Source organism: Mycolicibacterium litorale (assembly GCF_010731695.1).
Taxonomy (GTDB): Bacteria; Actinomycetota; Actinomycetes; order Mycobacteriales; family Mycobacteriaceae; genus Mycobacterium; species Mycobacterium litorale.
This window is the reverse complement of sequence record NZ_AP022586.1, coordinates 434,256-456,507: the sequence shown is the minus strand read 5'-3', so window position 1 is coordinate 456,507 and position 22,252 is coordinate 434,256. Positions and strand designations below refer to the sequence as shown.

Annotated in this window: 18 protein-coding genes; 7 read left to right on the top strand and 11 right to left on the bottom strand. The window is 69.8% G+C overall.

All coding sequences use genetic code 11. From position 1 onward, the window contains the following. Nucleotides 1–70: 70 nt before the first annotated feature. Genes G6N30_RS02155 through G6N30_RS02145 form a run of 3 tightly spaced genes read left to right on the top strand, consistent with a single transcriptional unit; the run spans nt 71 to nt 4,830 of the window. Nucleotides 71–1,342, top strand: a complete 1,272-nt coding sequence (locus G6N30_RS02155) for a nicotinate phosphoribosyltransferase (RefSeq protein ID WP_234880331.1) — start codon at nt 71–73, stop codon at nt 1,340–1,342. A 2-nt stretch (nt 1,343–1,344) separates the two neighbouring features. Then, complete coding sequence (locus G6N30_RS02150; protein WP_134059396.1) at nt 1,345–3,339, top strand: ATP-dependent DNA helicase; 1,995 nt, start codon at nt 1,345–1,347, stop codon at nt 3,337–3,339. Between the two features lie 45 nt (nt 3,340–3,384). Next, a complete protein-coding gene (locus tag G6N30_RS02145) occupies nt 3,385–4,830 on the top strand; it encodes a peptidase (RefSeq protein WP_134059393.1) in 1,446 nt (481 codons plus the stop codon). Between the two features lie 13 nt (nt 4,831–4,843). On the opposite strand, the gene G6N30_RS02140 is transcribed toward G6N30_RS02145, so the two are convergent. The 3 genes from G6N30_RS02140 to glgP all read right to left on the bottom strand — a co-directional run bounded on the left by G6N30_RS02140 (nt 4,844) and on the right by glgP (nt 9,089). After that, nucleotides 4,844–5,545 (bottom strand): MspA family porin, encoded by a 702-nt coding sequence (locus G6N30_RS02140; protein WP_134059390.1) that lies wholly within the window; start codon nt 5,543–5,545, stop codon nt 4,844–4,846. Nucleotides 5,546–5,640: 95 nt separating this feature from the next. Then, nucleotides 5,641–6,483, bottom strand: a complete 843-nt coding sequence (locus G6N30_RS02135; protein WP_134059388.1) for a Vgb family protein — start codon at nt 6,481–6,483, stop codon at nt 5,641–5,643. Then, entirely contained in the window at nt 6,480–9,089 is a 2,610-nt protein-coding gene (gene glgP, locus G6N30_RS02130) for an alpha-glucan family phosphorylase (protein WP_134059386.1), read from the bottom strand. The genes G6N30_RS02135 and glgP overlap by 4 nt, the downstream gene beginning before the upstream one ends. Nucleotides 9,090–9,278: 189 nt before the next feature. On the opposite strand from glgP, the gene G6N30_RS02125 reads away from it, so the two are divergent. Both G6N30_RS02125 and glgB read left to right on the top strand, forming a co-directional pair. Then, complete coding sequence (locus tag G6N30_RS02125; protein ID WP_134059384.1) at nt 9,279–11,366, top strand: alpha-1,4-glucan--maltose-1-phosphate maltosyltransferase; 2,088 nt, start codon at nt 9,279–9,281, stop codon at nt 11,364–11,366. A gap of 25 nt (nt 11,367–11,391) precedes the next feature. Then, nucleotides 11,392–13,692 (top strand): 1,4-alpha-glucan branching protein GlgB, encoded by a 2,301-nt coding sequence (gene glgB, locus G6N30_RS02120; RefSeq protein WP_234880306.1) that lies wholly within the window; start codon nt 11,392–11,394, stop codon nt 13,690–13,692. A gap of 79 nt (nt 13,693–13,771) precedes the next feature. On the opposite strand, the gene G6N30_RS02115 is transcribed toward glgB, so the two are convergent. The 3 genes from G6N30_RS02115 to G6N30_RS02105 are packed head-to-tail and all read right to left on the bottom strand — an operon-like array spanning nt 13,772 to nt 16,309. Further along, a complete protein-coding gene (locus tag G6N30_RS02115) occupies nt 13,772–14,674 on the bottom strand; it encodes a tetratricopeptide repeat protein (RefSeq protein WP_134059382.1) in 903 nt (300 codons plus the stop codon). A gap of 13 nt (nt 14,675–14,687) precedes the next feature. Beyond that, entirely contained in the window at nt 14,688–15,071 is a 384-nt protein-coding gene (locus tag G6N30_RS02110; protein WP_134059380.1) for a DUF3817 domain-containing protein, read from the bottom strand. Nucleotides 15,072–15,127: 56 nt separating this feature from the next. Next, nucleotides 15,128–16,309, bottom strand: coding sequence for an acetyl-CoA C-acetyltransferase (locus tag G6N30_RS02105; RefSeq protein WP_134059377.1), 1,182 nt, complete (start codon nt 16,307–16,309; stop codon nt 15,128–15,130). Between the two features lie 93 nt (nt 16,310–16,402). Between G6N30_RS02105 and mce the strand changes: the two genes are divergently transcribed. Beyond that, the gene (gene mce, locus G6N30_RS02100) at nt 16,403–16,873 is read left to right on the top strand and encodes a methylmalonyl-CoA epimerase (protein WP_134059374.1); all 471 of its coding nucleotides are present in this window, start codon (nt 16,403–16,405) and stop codon (nt 16,871–16,873) included. Between the two features lie 4 nt (nt 16,874–16,877). Here mce and G6N30_RS02095 read toward each other — a convergent pair whose 3' ends face one another. Both G6N30_RS02095 and nucS read right to left on the bottom strand, forming a co-directional pair. Further along, nucleotides 16,878–17,174, bottom strand: a complete 297-nt coding sequence (locus tag G6N30_RS02095; RefSeq protein WP_134059371.1) for an Rv1322 family protein — start codon at nt 17,172–17,174, stop codon at nt 16,878–16,880. A 17-nt stretch (nt 17,175–17,191) separates the two neighbouring features. After that, complete coding sequence (gene nucS, locus G6N30_RS02090; RefSeq protein ID WP_134059368.1) at nt 17,192–17,863, bottom strand: endonuclease NucS; 672 nt, start codon at nt 17,861–17,863, stop codon at nt 17,192–17,194. Nucleotides 17,864–17,913: 50 nt separating this feature from the next. On the opposite strand from nucS, the gene G6N30_RS02085 reads away from it, so the two are divergent. Continuing rightward, complete coding sequence (locus tag G6N30_RS02085) at nt 17,914–19,530, top strand: adenylate/guanylate cyclase domain-containing protein (RefSeq protein WP_134059365.1); 1,617 nt, start codon at nt 17,914–17,916, stop codon at nt 19,528–19,530. A gap of 3 nt (nt 19,531–19,533) precedes the next feature. Here G6N30_RS02085 and G6N30_RS02080 read toward each other — a convergent pair whose 3' ends face one another. Genes G6N30_RS02080 through G6N30_RS02070 form a run of 3 tightly spaced genes read right to left on the bottom strand, consistent with a single transcriptional unit; the run spans nt 19,534 to nt 22,213 of the window. Next, the gene (locus tag G6N30_RS02080; protein ID WP_134059362.1) at nt 19,534–21,351 is read right to left on the bottom strand and encodes a fatty acyl-AMP ligase; all 1,818 of its coding nucleotides are present in this window, start codon (nt 21,349–21,351) and stop codon (nt 19,534–19,536) included. Nucleotides 21,352–21,386: 35 nt separating this feature from the next. Further along, nucleotides 21,387–21,869 (bottom strand): SRPBCC family protein, encoded by a 483-nt coding sequence (locus G6N30_RS02075; RefSeq protein ID WP_134059359.1) that lies wholly within the window; start codon nt 21,867–21,869, stop codon nt 21,387–21,389. Continuing rightward, nucleotides 21,830–22,213 (bottom strand): ArsR/SmtB family transcription factor, encoded by a 384-nt coding sequence (locus G6N30_RS02070; protein ID WP_163687339.1) that lies wholly within the window; start codon nt 22,211–22,213, stop codon nt 21,830–21,832. The genes G6N30_RS02075 and G6N30_RS02070 overlap by 40 nt, the downstream gene beginning before the upstream one ends. Nucleotides 22,214–22,252 lie beyond the last annotated feature (39 nt).

The following is a 22,252-nucleotide window of genomic DNA, read 5'->3' as shown; positions in this document are numbered from 1 at the left end:
ACGGCCCGGCCCACCCGTTACGGTGGCAGCTGTGACAGCCGCGCTGCTGACCGACAAATACGAGCTGACGATGCTGGCGGCCGCGCTGCGGGACGGGACCGCGCACCGCCGCGCGACGTTCGAGATCTTCGCCCGCCGGCTCCCCGACGGCCGCCGCTACGGTGTCGTCGCGGGTACGGCTCGGTTCGTCGAGATGTTGCGGCAGTTCACCTTCGACGATGTGGCGCTGTCCGTGGTCGCCGAGTTCCTCGACGACGAGACGCTGCGCTACCTCGCCGGCTACCGCTTCGCCGGTGATGTCGACGGCTACCCCGAGGGCGAGCTGTACTTCCCCGGCTCCCCCGTGCTGTCGGTGCACGGCACGTTCGCCGAATGCGTGCTGCTCGAAACGCTGGCGCTGTCGATCTTCAATCACGACAGCGCGATCGCCGCGGCCGCGGCCAGGATGGCCGGTGCGGCGCAGGGACGGCCGCTGATCGAGATGGGGTCCCGGCGCACCCACGAGCAGGCCGCGGTGGCCGCCGCGCGGGCGGCTTACCTCGCCGGATTCGCCGGAACCTCCAACCTCGAGGCACAACGCCGCTACGGCGTCCCCGCGCTGGGCACCAGCGCCCACGCGTTCACGCTGCTGCACACCACGCAGGACGGGCCCGACGAGGTGGCCGCGTTCCGCGCGCAGGTCGAGGCCCTCGGCGCCGACACCACGCTGCTCGTGGACACCTACGACATCACCGCCGGGGTCGCCAACGCCGTCGCGGTGGCCGGTCCGGAGCTGGGCGCGGTCCGGATCGACTCCGGCGACCTCGGGGTGCTGGCGCGCCAGGTGCGCGCCCAGCTCGACGGGCTCGGCGCGACCCGGACCCGCATCGTCGTCTCCGGAGACCTCGACGAGTTCGCGATCGCCGCACTGCGTGCCGAACCGGTCGATATCTACGGGGTCGGAACGTCGCTGGTCACCGGCTCGGGCGCGCCCACCGCGGGCATGGTCTACAAACTCGTCGAGGTCGACGGTCTGCCGGTGGAGAAACGCAGCAGCCACAAGGAATCCCACGGCGGACGCAAACAGGCCGGCCGGCTGGTCAAACCGTCCGGGACCATCGTCGAGGAGATCGTGCACCCGTACGGCGCACCGCCCGCCGACGGCAACGGCTACGACTTCCGCCCGGTGACGGTGCCGCTGGTGCGCGCCGGCGAACCGGTCGCCGACCCCGGCCTCGACGCGGCGCGTGAGCGGGTCACCGCCGGACTGCACAGCCTGCCGTGGGACGGGCTCAAACTCTCCCGCGGCGAACCGGCGATCCCCACCCGCATGATCGCCCCCTCCGGACGCGGGCGTCTCTGACAGTGGCCGCGGACACCGAGAACGCCACCGAACGCGTCACCGATCTGCTGGCCGCGGCGGTGGCGGCGGTGGGAGGCGCCGAACGCACCGGACAGGTCGAGATGGCCCGCGCGGTGGCACGCGCATTCGACACCGGCCAGCACCTGGCGGTGCAGGCAGGCACCGGCACCGGCAAGTCGCTGGCCTACCTGGTGCCCGCCATCGCCCACGCGGTGTCGGCCGGGCAGCCGGTGGTGGTCTCGACGGCGACGATCGCCCTGCAGCGTCAGCTCGTCGACCGCGACCTGCCCCGCCTGGCGGACGCGCTGACCGGGGCGCTGCCCCGCCGGCCACAGTTCGCACTGTTGAAGGGCCGCGGAAATTACCTGTGCCTGAACAAGATTCACAACGGCACCACGGGGACGACGGATCCGGACGACCGCCCGCAGGAGGAGCTCTTCGACGCGGTGGCCGCCACCGCGCTCGGCCGCGACGTCCAGCGGCTGACCAAGTGGGCGTCGGACACCGAGACCGGCGACCGCGACGAGCTGCGGCCCGGCGTCCCGGACCGGTCGTGGCGTCAGGTCAGCGTGTCGGCGCGGGAGTGCATCGGCGTCACCCGCTGCCCGTACGGCACGGACTGCTTCGCCGAGAAGGCGCGCGGGAAGGCCGCCGACGTCGACGTCGTGGTGACCAACCACGCGCTGCTCGCGATCGACGCGATGTCCGACGCGGCCGTGCTGCCCGAACACAGCGCGGTGGTGGTCGACGAAGCCCACGAGCTGGCCGACCGGGTGACCTCGGTCGCGACCGGCGAACTGTCGGCGACCTCCCTCGGCGTCGCCCACCGCAGGGCGGCGCGCCTGGTGGACGCCGAACTCGCCGAGCGGTTGGAGGCGGCGGTCGCCAACGTGTCGTCGGCGATCCACGACGGAACGCCCGGGCGCATCGACCGGCTCGACGACGAACTCGCCACGTACCTGACCGCGCTGCGCGATGCGGCCGACCGGGCGCGCCTCGCGATCGACACCGCGCCGACCGATCCGAAGGCCGCCGCCGCCCGCACCGAGGCGGTGACCGCGCTGACCGAGGTCAGCGACACCGCCTCCCGCATCGTCGACTCCTTCGTCCCCGCCATCCCCGACCGCTACGACGTGGTGTGGCTGGACCACGAGGGCGGCAACTCCGGATCGGTCAGCGCGATCCTGCGGGTGGCGCCGCTGTCGGTGGCCGGCCTGCTGCGCACCCGGCTGTTCGAGCACGCGACCACCGTGCTGACCTCGGCGACGCTGACCGTCGGCGGCACGTTCGACACGATGGCCCGCGCGTGGGGGCTGGCCGAGACGACATGGCAGGGTCTCGACGTCGGCTCGCCGTTCGAACACGCCAAGTCGGGGATCCTCTACGTCGCCGCGCATCTGCCGCCGCCCGGCCGCGACGGCACCGGGTCGGCCGAACAGCTCAACGAGATCGAGGCGTTGATCACCGCCGCGGGCGGGCGCACGCTGGGCCTGTTCTCGTCGATGCGCGCGGCGAAGGCCGCCGCCGAGGTGATGCGCGAGCGCCTGGACACCCCGGTGCTGTGCCAGGGCGAGGACACCACGTCGGCTCTGGTGGAACGCTTCGCCGACGACCCGCAGACCTCGCTGTTCGGCACCCTGTCGCTATGGCAGGGCGTGGACGTGCCCGGCCCGTCGCTGTCGCTGGTGCTCATCGACCGCATCCCGTTCCCGCGGCCCGACGACCCACTGCTGACCGCCAGGCAGCGAGCGGTCACCGCGCACGGCGGCAACGGGTTCATGGCGGTGGCGGCCTCGCACGCCGCACTGCTGCTCGCCCAGGGGGCCGGCCGGTTGCTGCGCCGCACCGACGACCGCGGCGTGGTGGCGGTGCTGGATTCCCGGATGGCCACCGCCCGCTACGGCGGTTATCTACGCGCATCGCTGCCGCCGTTCTGGGCCACCACCGACCCGGTGCGGGTGCGCGCCTCCCTCGAACGCCTCCGCGCGGGCGCCTGACGTCTCTATTGTTCAGACGAGTTCTCGACCCGGGAGGCGCCCAGCATGAGCCGACGGCAGGTGTTCGGGGCGGCGGCGCTGCTGGTGGCGGGCCTCGCGGTCGCGGCGTGTACGACCACGTTGCAGGGCCGTCCCGTCTCGGTGTTCGACGATCCGTTCCGCGTGGCCGGGATGGACGCCACCGACGGGCCGACGGGTCTGCGCCCCGACGCCCAGGATCCCACCCGCGAGGTCGCCGACTCCGACGGCGGTGACATCGACGCGCTGGCCGCCGCCGCGGTCAGCGACATCGAGGAGTTCTGGGCGCAGGCCTATCCGGAGACGTTCGACGGCGCCGAGTTCACCCCGGTCGACGCGCTGGTGTCCTGGGACTCCACGGATTTCGACGGGATGTTCTGCGGCGCCGACACCATCGGTCTGGTCAACGCGGGATTCTGCCTCGACGACAACACGATCGGCTGGGACCGCGGCGAACTGCTGCCCGCGTTGCGTGGCGCGAACGGCGACATGGGCGTCGCGATGGTGCTCGCCCACGAGTACGGCCACGCGATCGAACACCAGGCGCGGCTCAACAAGCCGGGCACCCCGGTGCTCGTCGCCGAACAGCAGGCCGACTGCTTCGCCGGGGCCTACATGCGCTGGGTGGCCGAGGGCTCGTCGCCGCGCTTCACGCTGAGCACCGCCGACGGACTCAACGGCGTGCTGTCGGCGGTGATCGCGTTCCGCGACCCGTTGTTCAGCGAGGCCGACGACCTCGCAAGCATCGACGAACACGGTTCGGCGTTCGAACGCGTATCGGCCTTCCAGTTCGGCTTCACCGACGGGCCCGGCTCGTGCGCGGCGATCGACCTGCGCGAGATCGGGCAGCGCCGCGGCGATCTGCCGGTACTGCTGCCGGAGGACCAGACCGGGGAGCTGCCGGTGGCCGAGGAGTCCGTGCGCGCCATCGTCGACGCGCTGAACATCTCGTTCCGGCCGGCCCGGCCGCCGGCGCTGGAGTTCACCGCCGAGGCCGCCGAGAGCTGCCCGGATGCGCGTCCCAGCCCACCGGTCTCATACTGTCCGGCCACCAACACCCTCGTCGTCGACCTGCCCGAACTGCAGGTGATGGGCGCCCCGCAGGAAGACGTCGACACCAACGGCCCCGCGACCGGCGACAACACCGCCTACTCGGTGCTGATGTCGCGCTACCTGCAGGCCGTGCAGCACGAACAGGGGCTGGTGCTCGACACCGCCGAAGCCGCGCTGCGCACCGCGTGCCTCACGGGCGTGGCCACCACCGCGCTGACCCGCGATGTGACGACCCCCGACGGCAACACCATCGCGCTGACCGCGGGCGACCTCGACGAGGCGGTGTCGGGGATCCTCACCAACGGGCTGGCCGCCAGCGATGTCAACGGCGATTCGGTGCCGTCCGGTTTCGCCCGGATCGACGCGTTCCGCGTCGGGGTGCTCGGCGACGAACAGCGGTGTCTGGCCCGCTTTCCCTGACGCTCGACCCCGGTCAGACCACCTTGGTGGTGCCGTACCAGGCGAGCACCGCTTCGCTCATCTCGGTCTCGTGGGTGAGGATCGCGTAGGACCGGATGAACGACTGGCCGACGCAGCCGTCGATCTTGATGCGGAAGTTGCTGATCATCACCCACGGCGCGGCGCCGGTGAACTCCTTCTCGGTCACCGGGACGACGTTGATGATGCCCGGTTTGAGCCCGATGGTGACGCCGCCGCCGATGTTGCCGCCGATCACCGGGCCGATGCCGTCGGGCAGCGGCGAGATCACGTCGGTGCCGATGATGCCGATGTTCGGGCTGAAACCCGCGGTCCCGGTCAGCGAGACGCCGTTGGACGTGCTCATGTCGATGCCGCACCCGATCTCGTAGCCGACCTCGAGGATCCCCGTCGGCGGTTCACCGGCGTCGGGCCCCGCGAGGTCACCGGAAAAGGTGCCGCCGACGACGTACTCCCGTGACGACAGCGCGGTGGTCAGCGGCGGGATCACCGCCTGTGTCTCGTCTTTCGCCGACAGCGTGAGCGTCCAGCCGCCGGGGGTCTCGGTGTGCGCGGGCGGCGTCGACGCCACGGCGCCCTCGGGTGGCACCGCCTCGGCGGCCACCGGTTCGGCCGGGGGCTGCGCCCACGCCGACACCGGATGCGCGGCCGTCAGCAGACCGCAGATCGTCACCACCGTGAAGCCCCGTTGCCACACTGCCGCCGTCCTCCAAATGACTAGATGCACTAACCGAGCAACGTACCCGGCGGCAGGACGCGGCGACGCGGTTCGCGTGAACGTCTCGGCGCGGTTCAGCCGGGCAGGCGCAGCACGAAGCCGGATTCGAGCGCCACCCACGGCACCCCGTCGGGGCCGATCGCCAGACCGTGCGGTTCGCTGCCTGCGGGCAGGTCCATCGTGTCCACCTCCCCGTCCCCGCTGACGCGGGCCAGCTGGTCGGACCCCCACAGGCTCACCCACACGCCGTCGTCGGGGTCGGCGACGACCGCGTGCGGCTTACCCGGCAGGTCGATCTCCTGCAGCGCTCCGTCGAGCGGGATCCGCCCGAGCCGGTCGCCGAGGATCTCGGTGAACCAGATCGCGTCGTCGTGGGTGGCGGTGATGCCCACCGGACCCGATCCGGGAGTGGGGAGGTCGCGCACCGTCACGCCGCCGGCGGGGTCGAGCCGCCCGATCGCATTGCGCTGGTTGAGGGTGAACCACAGCGCATCGTCGGGACCGCGGGTGATCATCGACGGCGTGCCGCGCACCACCGTGCGGTCGCCGAGCCGACCGTCCACGGTGATGCGGCCGATGACGTCCGATCCCATCTCGGTGAACCAGAGTGCGCCGTCGGCGCCGACGCAGATCCCGAACGGCGCGCTGCCCTCGCCGAGGGCGAACTCGGTGAGTTCGCCGGCGGTGGTGATCCGGCCGATCCGGTCGTCGCCGCTGCGGGTGAACCACAGCGCGCCGTCGGGTCCGGAGGTGATGATCGACGGCCGCGAGTCCTCGGCGACCGGGAACCGGTCGACGGTCCCGTCCGGCCCGACGCGCGCGATCGCCCCGTCGTGGACGAGCGTCACCCACATCGCGCCGTCCGCTCCGGCCGCCAGCGCGTAGGGCCCGCCGCCGAGCTCGCGGACCGCGCTCACGCCAGCGCGACCAGGCCGAGCTCGTTGTCTCCGGCCAGCAGCGGGTGGTGCGGCAGCACCCGGACGGTGTAGCCCACCGGGCCGGCGACCGGCAGCGGCGTCGTCGTGGTGAAGATCTCGCTGCCGCCGTCGGCGGTGCCGGTGTGCTCCATCGGCACCGTCACCGGATCGAGCAACGTATCGCTCGCGTCCACCCGGCCGAGCACTGCCTGAACCGACACTTCGTCGGGTCGCAGACCGGCCAGCGACACCGTGGCGGTCAACGTCAGCTCGGAGTTGATCAGCGGGGTGTCGGGCAGGCCGTAGCTGTCCACGTCGGAGATCTTGACCTTGGGCCAGGCGGCCTGCACCCGGCGCCGGTAGTCGGCCAGTTCGCTGGCGGCGCCGAACGTCGCACCGCCGACCTCCTCGACGGTGCGCCGCAGCGACTGGGCGGCGGGCGCGTAGTACTTCTCGGTGTAGTCGCGCACCATCCGCGAGGCCAGCACCTTGGGGCCGAGCACCTTGAGGGTGTGGCGCACCATCTCGACCCAGCGCTGCGGGATGCCGTGCTCGTCACGTTCGTAGAACCTCGGGGCCACCGACTGCTCGATGAGGTCGTAGAGGGCGGCGGCCTCCAGATCGTCGCGCCGCGTCTCGTCGGCCAGGCCGTCGGCGGTCGGGATCTCCCACCCGTTCTCGCCGTCGAACCACTCGTCCCACCAGCCGTCGCGGATGGACAGGTTCAGGCCGCCGTTGAGCGCGCTCTTCATCCCGGAGGTGCCGCACGCCTCCAGCGGCCGCAGCGGGTTGTTGAGCCAGACGTCGCAGCCGTAGTACAGCTGCCGGGCCATCGACATGTCGTAGTCGGGCAGGAACGCGATGCGGTTGCGGACCTCGTGGCGGTCGGCGAACCGCACCACCTGCTGGATGAGCGCCTTGCCCCCGTCGTCGGCGGGGTGGGACTTGCCCGCCACGATCAACTGCACCGGCCGCTCCTTGTCGAGCAGCAGTTTCTCCAGCCGTGCGGGGTCGCGCAGCATCAGCGTGAGCCGCTTGTAAGTCGGCACCCGCCGGGCGAAGCCGATGGTCAGCACGTCAGGATCGAAAGCCGTTGCGATCCAGCCCAATTCGGCTTCGGCGGCACCGCGTTCGAGCCAAGACCTGCGCAACCGCGCGCGGACGTCGTCGACCAGCGCGCGCCGCAGCTCCGAGCGGATCCACCACAGGTGACCCGGGTCGACCTCCCTGAGGCGCTCCCAGGTGTCGGTCTCGCGCAACAGATCCAGGTCCTGGCTGCCGAGCAGCTCGCGGCCGAGTTCGAGCCATTGCGGCGCTGCCCACGTGGGAGCGTGCACGCCGTTGGTGATCGAACCGATGGGCACCTCGTTCGGGTCGAAGCCGGGCCACAGCTCGTTGAACATCTCCCGGCTGACCCGGCCGTGCAGCAACGAGACGCCGTTGGCGCGCTGGGCCAGCCGCAAACCCATGTGCGCCATGTTGAACTTCGAGGGATCGTCTTCGGCGCCGAAGGCGATGATGCGGTCCAGCGGGACCCCGGGCAGCAGCTGCGAGGTGCCGCCGGACGCGCTGCCCGCCGGGCCGCCGAAGTACCGCTTGATCATCTCCACCGGGAAGCGGTCGATACCCGCGGGCACCGGGGTGTGCGTGGTGAACACCGTCGAGGACCGCACCACGGTGAGCGCGGTGTCGAAATCCAGTCCGGCGTCGATCAATTCGCGGATCCGCTCGACACCCAGGAAGCCCGCGTGGCCCTCGTTCATGTGGAACACCTCGGGCGAGGGCAGGCCCTCGACCTCCGTGAACGCCCGGATCGCGCGAACGCCGCCGATACCGGCCAGCATCTCCTGTTTGATCCGGTGCTCCTGGTCGCCGCCGTAGAGGCGGTCGGTGACCCCGCGAAGATCGTGGTCGTTCTCCGGGATGTCGGAGTCGAGCAGCAGCAACGGGATCCGCCCGACCTGGGCCACCCACACCCGCGCGCGCAGCGACCCCTCGTCGGGCATCGCCAGTTCGACGAGGACCTGGTTGTCGTCGGCGTCGGTCAGCAGCCGCAACGGCAAACCCTGCGGGTCCAGCGACGGATAGTTCTCGTGTTGCCAGCCGTCGGCGGTCAGCGACTGCCGGAAATAGCCCGACCGGTAGTACAGCCCGACGGCGATCAGCGGCAGACCGAGATCGGAGGCGGATTTGAGGTGGTCGCCGGCCAGGATGCCCAGGCCGCCGGAGTAGTTGGGCAGCACCTCGGCGACGCCGAACTCCATCGAGAAGTACGCGATCCCGTTGGGCAGCTGCGCGCCCTGTTCGAGCTGCTGCTGGTACCACAGCGGCCGGCTCAGGTAGTCGTCGAGATCGGCGGCCAGTGCGTCGAGGCGGCGCACGAACGCATCGTCGCGGGCCAGTTCGTCCAGCCGGCTGGGCTTCACCCCGCCGAGCAGCGCGACCGGATCGCAGCCGATCTGCTGCCACAGTTTCGGGTCGATGTCGGCGAAAAGATCCTGGGTGGGTTTGTCCCACGACCAGCGCAGGTTGATCGACAGCCGCTCGAGCGCGGCAAGCCGGTCGGGAAGGTGGGCTCGGACGGTGAACCTACGCAGCGCTTTCACGTGGCCTTACCTTACTGACTTCTCCGCGCCCCGCAGCGTCTCACCGATTCCTTGGCCGGCTTCGGGTTGGGCCGCGCACTACGGTGGGTATAGGGCGCGGAGAAGGTCAGAGGACCAACCGACACATAACCGACAAAGTGGCCACGCCGACGATGCTGGTGGTCGCGCCGAAATTCGTGAGGAGTGGTGGTGGCCGGCCGTATCGGAATCGATGACGTCGCGCCCGTGGTGTCCGGCGGTAGGTATCCGGCCAAAGCGGTGGTGGGTGAAGTGGTGCCGGTGCGCGCCACGGTATGGCGTGAGGGGCACGACGCGGTCTCCGCGACACTGGTCGTGCGCTATCACGGCACCACGTACCCCGAACTCGCCGAGGCCCCGGTGGGCCGGGTGAGCACCGCGAAGGCCGTCCCGATCGAGGAGGTCGTCTCCCCGTCGCCGCGCATCAAACCGCAGGCGCTGCCGATGAGCCAGGGCCGTACGCCGGACGTCTTCCACGGACAGTTCGTCCCCGACACGGTGGGACTGTGGACGTACCGCGTCGACGGCTGGGGCGACCCGATCGCGACGTGGCGCCACAACGTGGTCGCCAAGCTCGACGCCGGCCAGAGCGAGTCGGAGCTGAACAACGACCTGCTGGTGGGCGCCCGTCTGCTCGAGCGTGCCGCCGCAGGCGTCCCCCGCCAGGACCGCTACCCGCTGATCCAGGCGGCCGAGCAGTTGCGGGAGCCCGGCGATCCGTTCACCCGCGCCGGCGCCGCGCTGGCGGCCGATGTGTCCGCACTGCTCGACCAGTATCCGTTGCGCGAATTGATCACCCGCGGTGAGCAATACGGCGTGTGGGTGGATCGCCCACTGGCCCGGTTCGGCTCCTGGTACGAGTTCTTCCCCCGCTCCACCGGCGGCTGGGACAGCCAGGGCAACCCGGTGCACGGCACGTTTGCGACCGCCACCAAGGCGCTGCCGCGCGTCGCCCGGATGGGTTTCGACGTGGTCTACCTGCCGCCGATCCACCCCATCGGCAAGGTGCACCGCAAAGGTCCGAACAACAGCGTCACCGCCGGACCCCACGACGTCGGCTCCCCGTGGGCGATCGGCAGCGACGAGGGTGGGCACGACGCGGTCCATCCTGAGCTGGGCACGATCGACGACTTCGACGAGTTCGTCGCCGCCGCGCGCAGCGAGGGCCTCGAGGTGGCGCTCGACCTGGCGCTTCAGTGTGCGCCGGATCATCCGTGGGCGCGCGACCACCCGGAGTGGTTCACCGTGCTGCCCGACGGCACCATCGCCTACGCGGAGAACCCGCCGAAGAAGTACCAGGACATCTATCCGCTGAACTTCGACAACGACCCGGCCGGGCTGTACATGGAAGTGCTGCGGGTGGTCCGGTTCTGGATCTCACACGGGGTGAAGGTCTTTCGCGTCGACAATCCGCACACCAAACCGCCCAACTTCTGGGCGTGGCTGATCGGCGAGATCAAGAACGAGGACCCCGACGTCCTGTTCCTCGCCGAGGCGTTCACCCGTCCGGCCCGCCTCTACGGGTTGGCGAAACTCGGTTACACGCAGTCGTATACGTACTTCACGTGGCGGACGTCGAAGAGTGAGCTGACCGAGTTCGGCGAGCAGATCGCCGAGCACGCCGACTATGCGCGGCCGAACCTGTTCGTCAACACCCCGGACATCCTGCACGAGAGCCTGCAGCACGGCGGGCCGGGCATGTTCGCGATCCGCGCGGTGCTGGCGTCGACGATGAGTTCGGTGTGGGGCGTGTACTCCGGGTACGAGCTGTTCGAACACCGCCCGGTGCGCGAAGGCAGCGAGGAGTACCTCAACTCCGAGAAGTACGAGCTGCGTCCTCGCGATTTCGACGCCGCGCTGGCCGACGGCGAATCACTCGAACCGTTCATCACGCGGCTCAACGAGATTCGCCGCGTGCACCCGGCGCTGCACGAACTGCGCACCATCAAGTTCCACTACCCCGACAACGACGCCATCCTGGCCTACAGCAAGTTCGACCCGGCCACCGGCGATCAGGTTCTGGTCGTGGTGACGCTCAACCCATTCGGGCCCGAGGAGGCCACTTTGTGGTTGGACATGGCCGCATTGGGAATGGAGCCTTACGACAGGTTCTGGGTGCGCGACGAGATCACCGGAGAGGAATACCAGTGGGGTCAGTCGAACTACGTACGCATCGAACCCTCCAGGGCGGTGGCGCACGTGCTGAACATGCCCCAGGTGCCCGCCGATCAACGCCTCAACCTACTGCGTAGGGAGTGACACACGCATGGCCGAAACATCGCGAATGAACGACGACACGACCACGACCACCACCACGACGAGCAGCACCACGACGAGCGGCACGACGACGAGCCCGCATCTGCGGCCGCACACCGCCGACCTCAACCGGCTGCTCGCCGGTGAACACCACGACCCGCACTCGATCCTCGGCGCCCACGAGTACGAAGACCACACGGTGATCCGGGCCTACCGTCCGCACGCGACCGAGGTCGCCGCGGTCATCGGCGGCGAGCGCCACGTCTTCACCCATCTGGAGGCGGGCGTGTTCGCGGTGACCCTGCCGTTCACCGGGCTGATCGACTACCGCCTCGAGGTGAGCTACGACCATGGCGGCGACCAGCCGCACGTGCACCACACCGCGGATGCGTACCGGTTCCTGCCCACGCTGGGCGAGATGGATCTGCACCTGTTCTCCGAGGGCCGCCACGAACGGTTGTGGGAGGTGCTCGGCGCGCATCCGCGCAGCTTCACCACACCCGACGGGGTGGTCGAGGGCGTGTCGTTCGCGGTGTGGGCGCCCAACGCCAAGGGCGTCCAGCTGATCGGCGACTTCAACCACTGGGAGGGCAACGAGGCGCAGCTGCGCGTGCTCGGCTCCACCGGGGTGTGGGAGCTGTTCTGGCCGGACTTCCCGATCGACGGCCTCTACAAGTTCCGCATCCACGGCGCCGACGGTGTGGTCAGCGAGCGCGCCGATCCGATGGCGTTCGCCACCGAGGTGCCGCCGCAGACCGCTTCGCGGGTCACCAAGAGCGACTACACCTGGGCCGACGACGAGTGGATGGCGCAGCGGGCCGCCCAGAACCCGGTGTTCGAGCCGATGAGCACCCTCGAGGTGCACCTGATGTCGTGGCGGCCCGGCCTGTCCTACCGGGAACTGGCCGACCGGCTCACCGAATACGTCCTCGACAACGGGTTCACCCACGTCGAGATGCTGCCGGTGGCCGAGCACCCGTTCGGCGGCTCCTGGGGTTACCAGGTCACGTCGTACTACGCGCCGACCTCGCGTCTGGGAACTCCCGACGACTTCCGGTACCTCGTCGACCGGCTGCACCAGGCCGGCATCGGCGTCATCGTCGACTGGGTGCCCGCCCACTTCCCGAAGGACGCGTGGGCGCTCGGCCGCTTCGACGGCACCCCGCTCTACGAACACGCCGACCCGCGCCGCGGTGAGCAGTTGGACTGGGGCACCTACGTTTTCGACTTCGGCCGGTCGGAGGTACGCAACTTCCTGGTGGCCAACGCGCTGTACTGGCTGCAGGAGTTCCACGTCGACGGGCTGCGCGTGGACGCGGTCGCCTCGATGCTCTACCTCGACTACTCCCGCCCCGAGGGCGGCTGGACGCCGAACATCTACGGCGGCCGCGAGAACCTCGAGGCGGTGCAGTTCCTGCAGGAGATGAACGCCACGGTGCACAAGGCCAGTCCGGGCATCGTCACCATCGCCGAGGAGTCGACGTCGTGGCCCGGCGTCACCCGCCCCACCAATCTGGGCGGGCTGGGCTTCTCGATGAAGTGGAACATGGGCTGGATGAACGACACGCTGGCGTTCATCAGCCGTGACCCGATCCACCGCAGCTACCACCACCACGAGATGACGTTCTCGATGCTCTACGCGTTCAGCGAGAACTACGTGCTGCCCATCAGCCACGACGAGGTGGTGCACGGCAAGGGCACGCTGTGGGGCCGGATGCCCGGCGACGACCACCGCAAGGCGGCGGGCGTCCGCCAGCTGCTGGCCTACCAGTGGGCGCATCCCGGCAAGCAGCTGCTGTTCCAGGGCCAGGAGTTCGGCCAGCGCGCGGAGTGGTCCGAGGAGCGCGGCGTCGACTGGTACCAGCTCGACGAGAACAGCTACTCGGGCGGCATCCTGCGGATGGTCTCGGACATGAACCGGATCTACACCAGCCGCCGGTCCCTGTGGTCGCACGACACCAGCCCCGAGGGCTACTCGTGGATCGACGCCAACGACTCGACCAACAACGTGCTGAGCTTCCTGCGTTACGGCGACGACGGTTCGGTGCTGGCCTGCGTGTTCAACTTCTCCGGCACCGAGCACAGCCACTACCGGCTGGGCCTGCCGCACGCCGGAACGTGGCGTGAGGTGCTCAACACCGACGCGACCGACTACAACGGTGCGGGTATCGGCAATTACGGCGCGGTCCAGGCGACCGACGAGCCGTGGCACGGCCGGCCCGCCTCGGCGGTGATGGTGCTGCCGCCGCTGTCGGCGCTGTGGTTCGAACCGGTGCCCGACGACGCGCCCGTCGAGCAGGAGCCCGCAACCGACCCGCCGCTGTCGTAGGCCCCTTCGCCGAGACTGCTGGGAGATCACGAAAACCGCCGAAGCGGCGATCTCCTAGCAGTCTCGGCGGGGTGTGGCGTCAGTACAGGGCGTTGGCGAGCTTGCGCCGGCCCGCGATCACCTCGGGGTCGGCCGGGTCGAAGAGTTCGAACAGCTCGATGAGCCGGGTGCGCACCTTCGTGCGGTCGTCCCCGGCGGTGCGCTTGACCAGCGCGATGAGCCGGTCGAAGGCGGGCTCGACCTGCTGCTGCAGGATCTCGACGTCGGCGGCGGCGAACGCGGCCTCGACGTCGTCGGGTGCGGCGTCGGCGACGGCGACCGCGTCCGGGCGCTGCGTCGTCGCGCGCTGCAGGAACATGATCTGCCGGACCGCGCCCTTGGCCTCGGTGTGGTTGGGCTGCGTGTCGAGGATCGCCTGGTAGGCGTTCAGCGCCGCGTCGAAGTCACCGGCGTCCAGGGCTGCGCGCGCCTGGGCGACCGCGGGGTCGACCTGTTCGGGCTGATCGGCATCGCCGGATCCGGCGAGCTTGCCCGCCGTCGCCTCGAGCAGCGAGTCGACCCAGCGGCGCAGCTGATCGGCCGGCTGCGGCCCCTGGAAACTCGAGATCGGCTGGCCACCGGCGAGCGCGACGACCGTCGGCACCGCCTGGACGCCGAACATCTGGGCCACCCGCGGGGTGGTGTCGACGTTGACCGTCGCCAGCGACCACTTGCCGGCGTCGGCACCGGCCAGGTCGGCGAGCGTCTGCCCCAGCGCCACGCTGGCGTCGCTGCGCGGCGACCAGAGCAGCACGACGACGGGGACCTGACTGGAGCGGATCAGCACCTCGGCTTCGAGGTTGGCCTCGGTGACCTCGACGCCGCCGGGGCCGCCGGTCCCGGCGCCGCCGGGCGCCGACTCGGCGGCGGGGCGTTGCTTGAGCGCGGACAGATCAACCGCACCGGCCAGTGCCGGCCCGATGGAAGGTCGTGGACGTGTCACGCGTGCAAGTCTGTCACGTTGTTTCGGGTGCCGGGCGGCCCGGCCGACCCATGGTCGAGACGGCCTCGGCACCGCCCATCCGACCGGTGCGCTCGGCCCATATGAGGAAGATCACAGTCCCCAGCGGCACGATGCTGGCCAACAGCGCCAGCAACCATGTGACGGCCCCCCACTTCAGAGCGAGACCGGCGACGACGGCCGCGACCAGGAACGCGACGAACACCCCGCCGTGCACCGGCCCGAACACCTTCACCCCGATCTCGGTGCGGGGGCTGCCGAGGTACTTGAAGTACATCCCCAGCAACAGGCCCACCCAGCTGACGGCCTCGAGCAGGCCGACGAGCCGGAGCCACCCGACAGAGCTACGCAGATCGAAAGCGCCAGTCATGGCCGCCATTGTGCCCTAACCCCGCCGCGATTACTACAAGCCGTCGTAGAACCGTTGGCGGCGGGTCAGGGGCGCCGCAGGATCAGCGCGTCGCCCTGCCCGCCCGCACCGCACAGCGCCGCCACCGCGTAGCCCGAGCCCTTGCGAGCCAGTTCGAGCGCCGCGTGCAACGTGATGCGTGCGCCGGACATGCCGATCGGGTGGCCGATCGCGATCGCGCCGCCGTTGGTGTTCACCTTGTCGGGGTCGACGCCGAGCTCCCGGGTGGAGGCCAAAGCGACCGCGGCGAACGCCTCGTTCAGTTCGATGACGTCGAGCTGGTCGGCGGTGATGCCTTCCTTGGCGATCGCCTTCTTGACCGCATTGGCGGGCTGCGACTGCAGCGTGGAGTCGGGTCCGGCGACCACGCCGTGCGCACCGACCTCGGCCAGCCACGTCAGGCCCAGCTCCTCGGCCTTGGCCTTGTTCATCACCACGACCGCGCAGGCGCCGTCGGAGATCTGCGACGCCGAGCCCGCGGTGATCGTGCCGTCCTTGCGGAACGCGGGCTTGAGTCCGGCCAGGGAATCGGCGGTGGTGTTGGCGCGGATGCCCTCGTCCTCGTTGAACTCGAGCGGATCGCCCTTGCGCTGCGGGATCGACACCGGCACCACCTCGTCGGCGAACACGCCGTCCTTCCACGCCGCGGCAGCCCGCTGGTGGGACTGCGCGGCGTACTCGTCCTGCTGCGCGCGGGTGAACTGGTCGACGTCGTTGCGCTGCTCGGTGAGGGCGCCCATCGGCTGGTCGGTGAAGACGTCGTGAAGCCCGTCGTAGGCCATGTGGTCGACCGCCGTCACGTCGCCGTACTTGTACCCCGAGCGGCTGTTCATCAGCAGGTGCGGCGCCTGGCTCATCGACTCCTGGCCGCCGGCCACCACCACGTCGAACTCACCGGCGCGGATCAGCTGGTCCGCGAGCGCGATCGCGTCGATGCCCGACAGGCACATCTTGTTGATGGTCAGCGCGGGCACGTCCCACGGGATGCCCGCGGCCACTGCCGCCTGGCGGGCCGGCATCTGCCCGGCGCCCGCGGTGAGCACCTGGCCCATGATCACGTACTCGACGGCCGACGGTGCGACACCCGCCTTCTCGAGCGCGGCCTTGATGGCGATCGCGCCCAGGTCGGTGCCCGAGAAGTCCTTCAGCGAACCCATCAGCTTGCCTACCGGCGTCCGGGCTCCAGCAACTATCACCGACGTCGTCATCACTACCTCCAAGCGGGTTTCGGGCGGCTCCGGTGGGGTTATACAGCTGACCTAGAGTGTTCGGAACCGATGCCGTTAGGTTACCTTTGCGATATGACTGCCGAGCAAATTGACGCCCGTCCAGTACTGGCCACCGCCCTGGTCACCGCGATCGATCACGTCGGTATCGCGGTGCGGGATCTGGACGAGGCGATCCGGTGGTACCACGACCACCTCGGCATGATCGTGCTGCACGAAGAGGTCAACGAAGAGCAGGGCATCCGCGAGGCCATGCTCTCGGTGCGCGGCGCGGCGGTCGGCAGCACCCAGATCCAGTTGATGGCGCCGATCGACGACTCATCGACCATCGCGAAGTTCCTCGACAAGCGCGGCCCCGGCCTGCAGCAGTTCGCCTACCGCGTCAGTGACCTCGACACGCTCAGCGAGCGGTTGCGCGAGCAGGGCGTGCGGCTGATCTACGACGCGCCCCGCCGCGGCACCTCGAACTCGCGCATCAACTTCATCCATCCCAAGGACGGCGGCGGCGTTCTCATCGAGCTCGTCGAACCCGCGGCCGAGCACTGATCCGCTAGGACCATCGGCGCGTCGGGCCCCGCGTGGCCCGGTGCGTCCAGCACGGCGTGTGCCAGTGCCTGCGGTCGTCGACGGCCGCCTCCCCCGCGTCCGCCGGCCAGACCACCAGATGGGCTGTGCCGGGCCGGATCTCGTGATCGCAGCCCGGACACCGGTAGGTCTTGGTGGCGCGGGAACCCGCCACCGGACGCACCTCGTAGTCGTACCCGTCCGGACCCGCCTCGACGCGCCGCTCGCTGAAGACCGGAGGCAGCGGACGCGACCGCCGCGGCGGTGGGCGACGCCTGGGCATGTGCGCAGTCTAGGGGCTCAGAACAGCTTGTACTCGTCGCTGTCCATACCGCGCATCTGGTCGTAATCGAGTATCAGGCAACGAATTCCGCGGTCGGTGGCCAGCGTGCGCGCCTGCGGTTTGATCTGCTGGGCGGCGAACACGCCACTGACCGGCGCCAGCAGCGTGTCGCGGTTGAGCAGTTCGAGGTAGCGGGTGAGTTGTTCGACTCCGTCGATCTCGCCGCGGCGCTTGATCTCCACGGCCACCGAACGGCCGGCCTCGTCGCGGCACAGCAGGTCCACCGGCCCGATCGCGGTCATGTACTCGCGGCGTACGAGGGTGTACCCGGCGCCGAGCAGTTCGACGTGCTCGGCGAGCAGCTTCTGCAGGTGCGCCTCGACGCCGTCCTTGACAAGGCCGGGATCCACGCCGAGCTCGTGGCTCGAATCGTGCTCGACCTCCTCGACGGTGATCCGCAACTGCTCACCGGCCTTGTTCTCCACCACCCACACCGGGTGGCCGTCGCCGTCCTCCTCCTTCAACCAGCACGGCGGACTCATCCAGTTGAGCGGTTTGTAGGCTCGATCGTCGGCGTGCACGCTGACCGAGCCGTCGGCTTTGAACAACAGCAGTCGGCGTGCAGAGGGCAGATGGGCGGTCAGTCGGCCGATGTAGTCGACCGTGCACTGGGCGATGACGAGACGCACCCGCACAACATTAGGGTCTGTGGACGCGCGCAAATTAGGCTGGCGACACAATGGACGCGACGACGACCGCCAAAAAGAGCGTTCCACAGCGACTGGGCCTCCTCCTGGAGAAGGTGACCAGGCAGAGCGGGCGGCTGCCGGACACTCCCGACTACGGCTCCTGGCTGCTGGGCAAGCCCGAAGAGGATCAACGGCGCCGGCGCATCCGCATCCAGGTCATCCTCACGTTCTTCATCCTGCTCACCAACATCCTGGGCATCGTGGTCTCGCTGCTCCTCAACGCCGTGGCCATCCCCGTGCCGAGTGTGTTCTCCGACGCGCCGGCGTGGTTGACCTGGGGTGTGGTGCCCGCATACATGGTGGTCGCACTGATCTTCGGCACGACCTGGATCACCACCCATACGGTCCGCACGTTGCGATGGGCCATCGAAGAGCGCACCCCCACCCGCACCGACCAGCACAACGTGTTCCGTGCGCCGTGGCAGGTGGCGAAGATGCTGCTCCTCTTCTGGGGGTTCGGTACCGCACTGCTGACGCTGCTGTACGGCCTGCAAAACTCGGCCTTCATCCCCCGGTTCCTGTTCGCCGTGGGCTTCCCCGGCATCGTGGTGGCCACGGCCTCCTATCTGATCACCGAGTTCTCGCTGCGGCCGATCGCCGCCCAGGCGCTCGAAGCGGGCCGCCCACCGCGCCGGTTCGCGCACGGGGTCATGGGCCGCACCATGACGGTCTGGCTGCTCGGCTCCGGAGTGCCCGTGCTGGGCATCCTCCTGCTCGCCGTGTTCTCGCTCTCGATGCAGAATCTGACCGCCACGCAGTTCGGGGTCGCGGTGATGATCATCGCGATGGTGGCACTGCTGTTCGGGCTAATCCTGATGTGGCTGCTGTCCTGGCTGATCGCGACGCCGGTGCGGGTGGTGCGCGCGGCGCTCAAGAACGTCGAACGGGGCGACTTCGACTGCGAGCTGGTGGTGTTCGACGGCACCGAGCTCGGTGAGCTGCAGCGGGGTTTCAACAAGATGGTCGAGGGGCTGCGCGAACGCGAACGGGTGCGCGACCTGTTCGGCCGCCACGTCGGGCGCGAAGTCGCTCTGGCGGCCGAGAAGCAGCAGATCGAGCTCGGCGGCGAAGAGCGCCACGCCGCAGTGGTTTTCGTCGACATCATCGGATCGACTCAGATGGTCACCAGCCGTCCCGCGGCCGAGATCGTCGAACTGCTCAATCGGTTCTTCGCAGTGATCGTCGACGAGGTCGATCGCCATCACGGCCTGGTCAACAAGTTCGAGGGCGATGCGGTGCTGGCCGTGTTCGGCGCCCCGGTCGCGCTCGACAACGCCGAGGACGAGGCGCTGTCGGCGGCCCGGGCGATCGCGACGCGGCTGGCCGACGAAGTGCCGGAGTGCCAGGCCGGCATCGGCGTGGCCGCGGGTCAGGTCGTCGCGGGCAATGTCGGCGCCAAGGAGCGGTTCGAGTACACCGTCATCGGCGAACCGGTCAACGAGGCGGCCCGGCTGTGTGAGCTCGCGAAGTCGGCACCGCACCGGCTGGTGGCCTCGTCGGACACCATCGATCGCGCCTCCGAGGCCGAACGTGCGCGCTGGTCACTGGGCGACGAGGTCACGCTGCGCGGCCACGACGAGCCGACCCGGCTCGCCCTGCTGGCCTGACTCCTACTGTCCGCGCAGGGTGCCGTCGAGATACTCCGCGCGGCAGGCGCGGCGGGCCAGCTTCCCGCTCGTGGTCCGCGGTATGGCGCCGGCAGGCACGAAACGCACGTCAGCGACGTCCACACCGTGGCGCTGCCGCACGGCCGCGCGGATCGCGTCCACGGCCGGTGCCGGATCGGCGCGGCGCGTCCCCGACGCCCGCTCCGCCACGACCACGAGCTGCTCGTCGGGCACGGTGAACGCGGTGGCGTGGCCGCGGCGAACCAGCGGTGACGCCGCGGCCACGGTCGCCTCGATGTCCTGCGGGTAGTGCTGCCGCCCGCCCATCACCACCAGGTCGGCCAGCCGGCCCGTGACGTACAGCTCACCGTCCAGATAGGTGCCGAGGTCGCCGGTGCGCAGCCAGCGCGCGTCGGCGGGAACGCCGTCGGCATGTCCACCGACGGCGGGTGTCAGCGCGGCGCCGAACGTCGCGCGGGTGTCGTCGGGCCGTCCCCAGTACCCCCGGCCGATGTTCTCGCCGTGCAGCCAGATCTCTCCCACGTGCCCGTCGGGCAGCTCGGCACCGGCCGCGGGCTCGACGATCACCGCCCATTGGCTGCGGGCGATCTGACCGCACGACACCTGCGGTACGGCGTTCTCCGCGTCGACGGCGACCGGCACCGCCTTTCCATTGGTCAGCTGGTCGCGGTCGAGGTGGCGCACGGTGGCCCGCGCGTCCGGCGCGATCGTCGAGACGAACAGCGTGGCCTCGGCGATCCCGTAGGACGGTTTGAACGCCGTCGCGGGCAGACCGTAAGGGGCGAACGCCGCGTTGAACATGTCGACGGCCTCGATGCTGACCGGTTCGGAGCCGATGATGAGGACCACGTTCGCCAGGTCGATGTCCTCACCCGCCTCCGGCAGCCCGCGCTGCGCGGTCCACTCGTAGGCGAAGTTCGGAGCGGCAGTGACGACACGGCCGTCGCGGGACCCCTCTGCCAGCGCGCGGATCCATCGCTGCGGGCGGCGCAGGAACGCCGTCGGCGACATCAGCGTCGAGTGGCCACCGTAGACGGCCGGAAAGCCGATCATGGACAGCCCCATGTCGTGGAAGAGCGGTAACCAGCTGACGCCGTGGGTGTTCCGGTCCAGCAGGTCGATCGCCAGGATCATCTGCAGCAGGTTGGTGCCGACCGCCCGGTGGGTGATCTCGACACCGGCCGGGGCCCGGGTGGCGCCGGAGGTGTACTGCAGGTGTGAGACGTCGTCGACGTCGATCGCCCTGTTCTCGAACGACTCTCCCGCGGAATCGGGGATCTCGTCGATCAGCAGTATCTGCGGTCTGGGCACGCCGGCGAGGTCGTCGAGGAAGATCTCGACCGCGCCCGCGGCCGACGACGTCGTGAGCACGACAGTGGGGCGAGCGTCGTCGAGCGCGGTCTGCAGACGCTCGGCGTGACCCTGCAATTCGGGCGCGAACAGCGGCACCGCGATCGTGCCCGCCTTGATCGCGGCGAAGAATCCGGTGACGTAGTCGAGGCCCTGCGGGGCGAGGATCGCGACCCGGTCGCCGGGTGCGGCGAGCCGCTGCAACCGCGCGCCGATCGCGCGCAGTCGCACGCCGAGTTCGGCCCAGGTGAGTTCGACGGCGCGGACGTCGTCGGTGCCGGTGTGGTCGAGGTAGCGGTAGGCCACGGCGTCCCCGACGCTGGCGATGTTGCGGTCGATCAGCGAGATCAGCGTGACGCCGGGCGGCAGGACGATGTTGCCCTCGGCGTCCAGGCAGTCCTCGATCTTCAGCAGACCTTCCGAAACGACCTGCCCCGTACCGCCACTCATGCCGACGAGTCTAGGGAAGACCGCCGGCGGCGCGGTCAGGCCAGCAGACCGTCGATCTGGTTGATCGCCGACGTCGCGCCCTCGACCACGCCCATGTCCAGCACCTGCTGCAGCTTCTCGGCGGACGCGTACGTGCTCACGTACGTCGCGCGGGTCCCGCCGTCGTGCTCGGTGAACGTGAAGACGTTCGTCGAGACGGGCAGCTCGTCGTTGGGCGTGAAGTCCTCGTCGGCGAAGCCGTCGTCGAACGCGAAGCTCCTCGGTTCGTCGACGGCGGTCACCACCCAGTACCCGGCGTACTTCTCCCCGTCCGGTCCGGTCATGACGTACGTGACGCGGCCGCCCGGGGTGAGGTCGTGATCGACGACGGTGGCCGGGCAGCTGGGCGGACCCCAGATCTTCTCGAGCTGGCGCGGGTCGGCGTAGATCTGCCAGATCCGCTCCACGGGCGCGGCGAAGTCGGCGGTGATGGTCAGCGTCAGGTTGTCGGTGTCGTGCCGGACGTCGGTGACAGGCATGGGCAGTTCTCCTCGGGTGAATCGGATGCGATGAGTTCGTCGATACGGGCGATGCGACCGCGCCAGATGTCTTCGAGGTCGGCGAGCATGGCCGCCACCGACCGCACCGCCGTCACGTCACCGCTGGCCAACTGCTCGCGGCCGCGGCGGCGTTTGGTCAGCAGGCCGGCCTTCTCGAGGACGACGACATGCTTCTGCACCGCCGCGAAGCTCACGTCGTACTTCAGCGCGAGCGCGGAGACCGAGTGCTCACCGGTCAGCACGCGGCGCAGGATGTCACGCCGGGTCCGGTCGGCAAGCGCGTGGAACAGGGCGTCGGCCCGGTCCTCGTCGATCACGGTCACCACCACAACCTACAACCAAACGGTTGTAGGTTGTCAAGG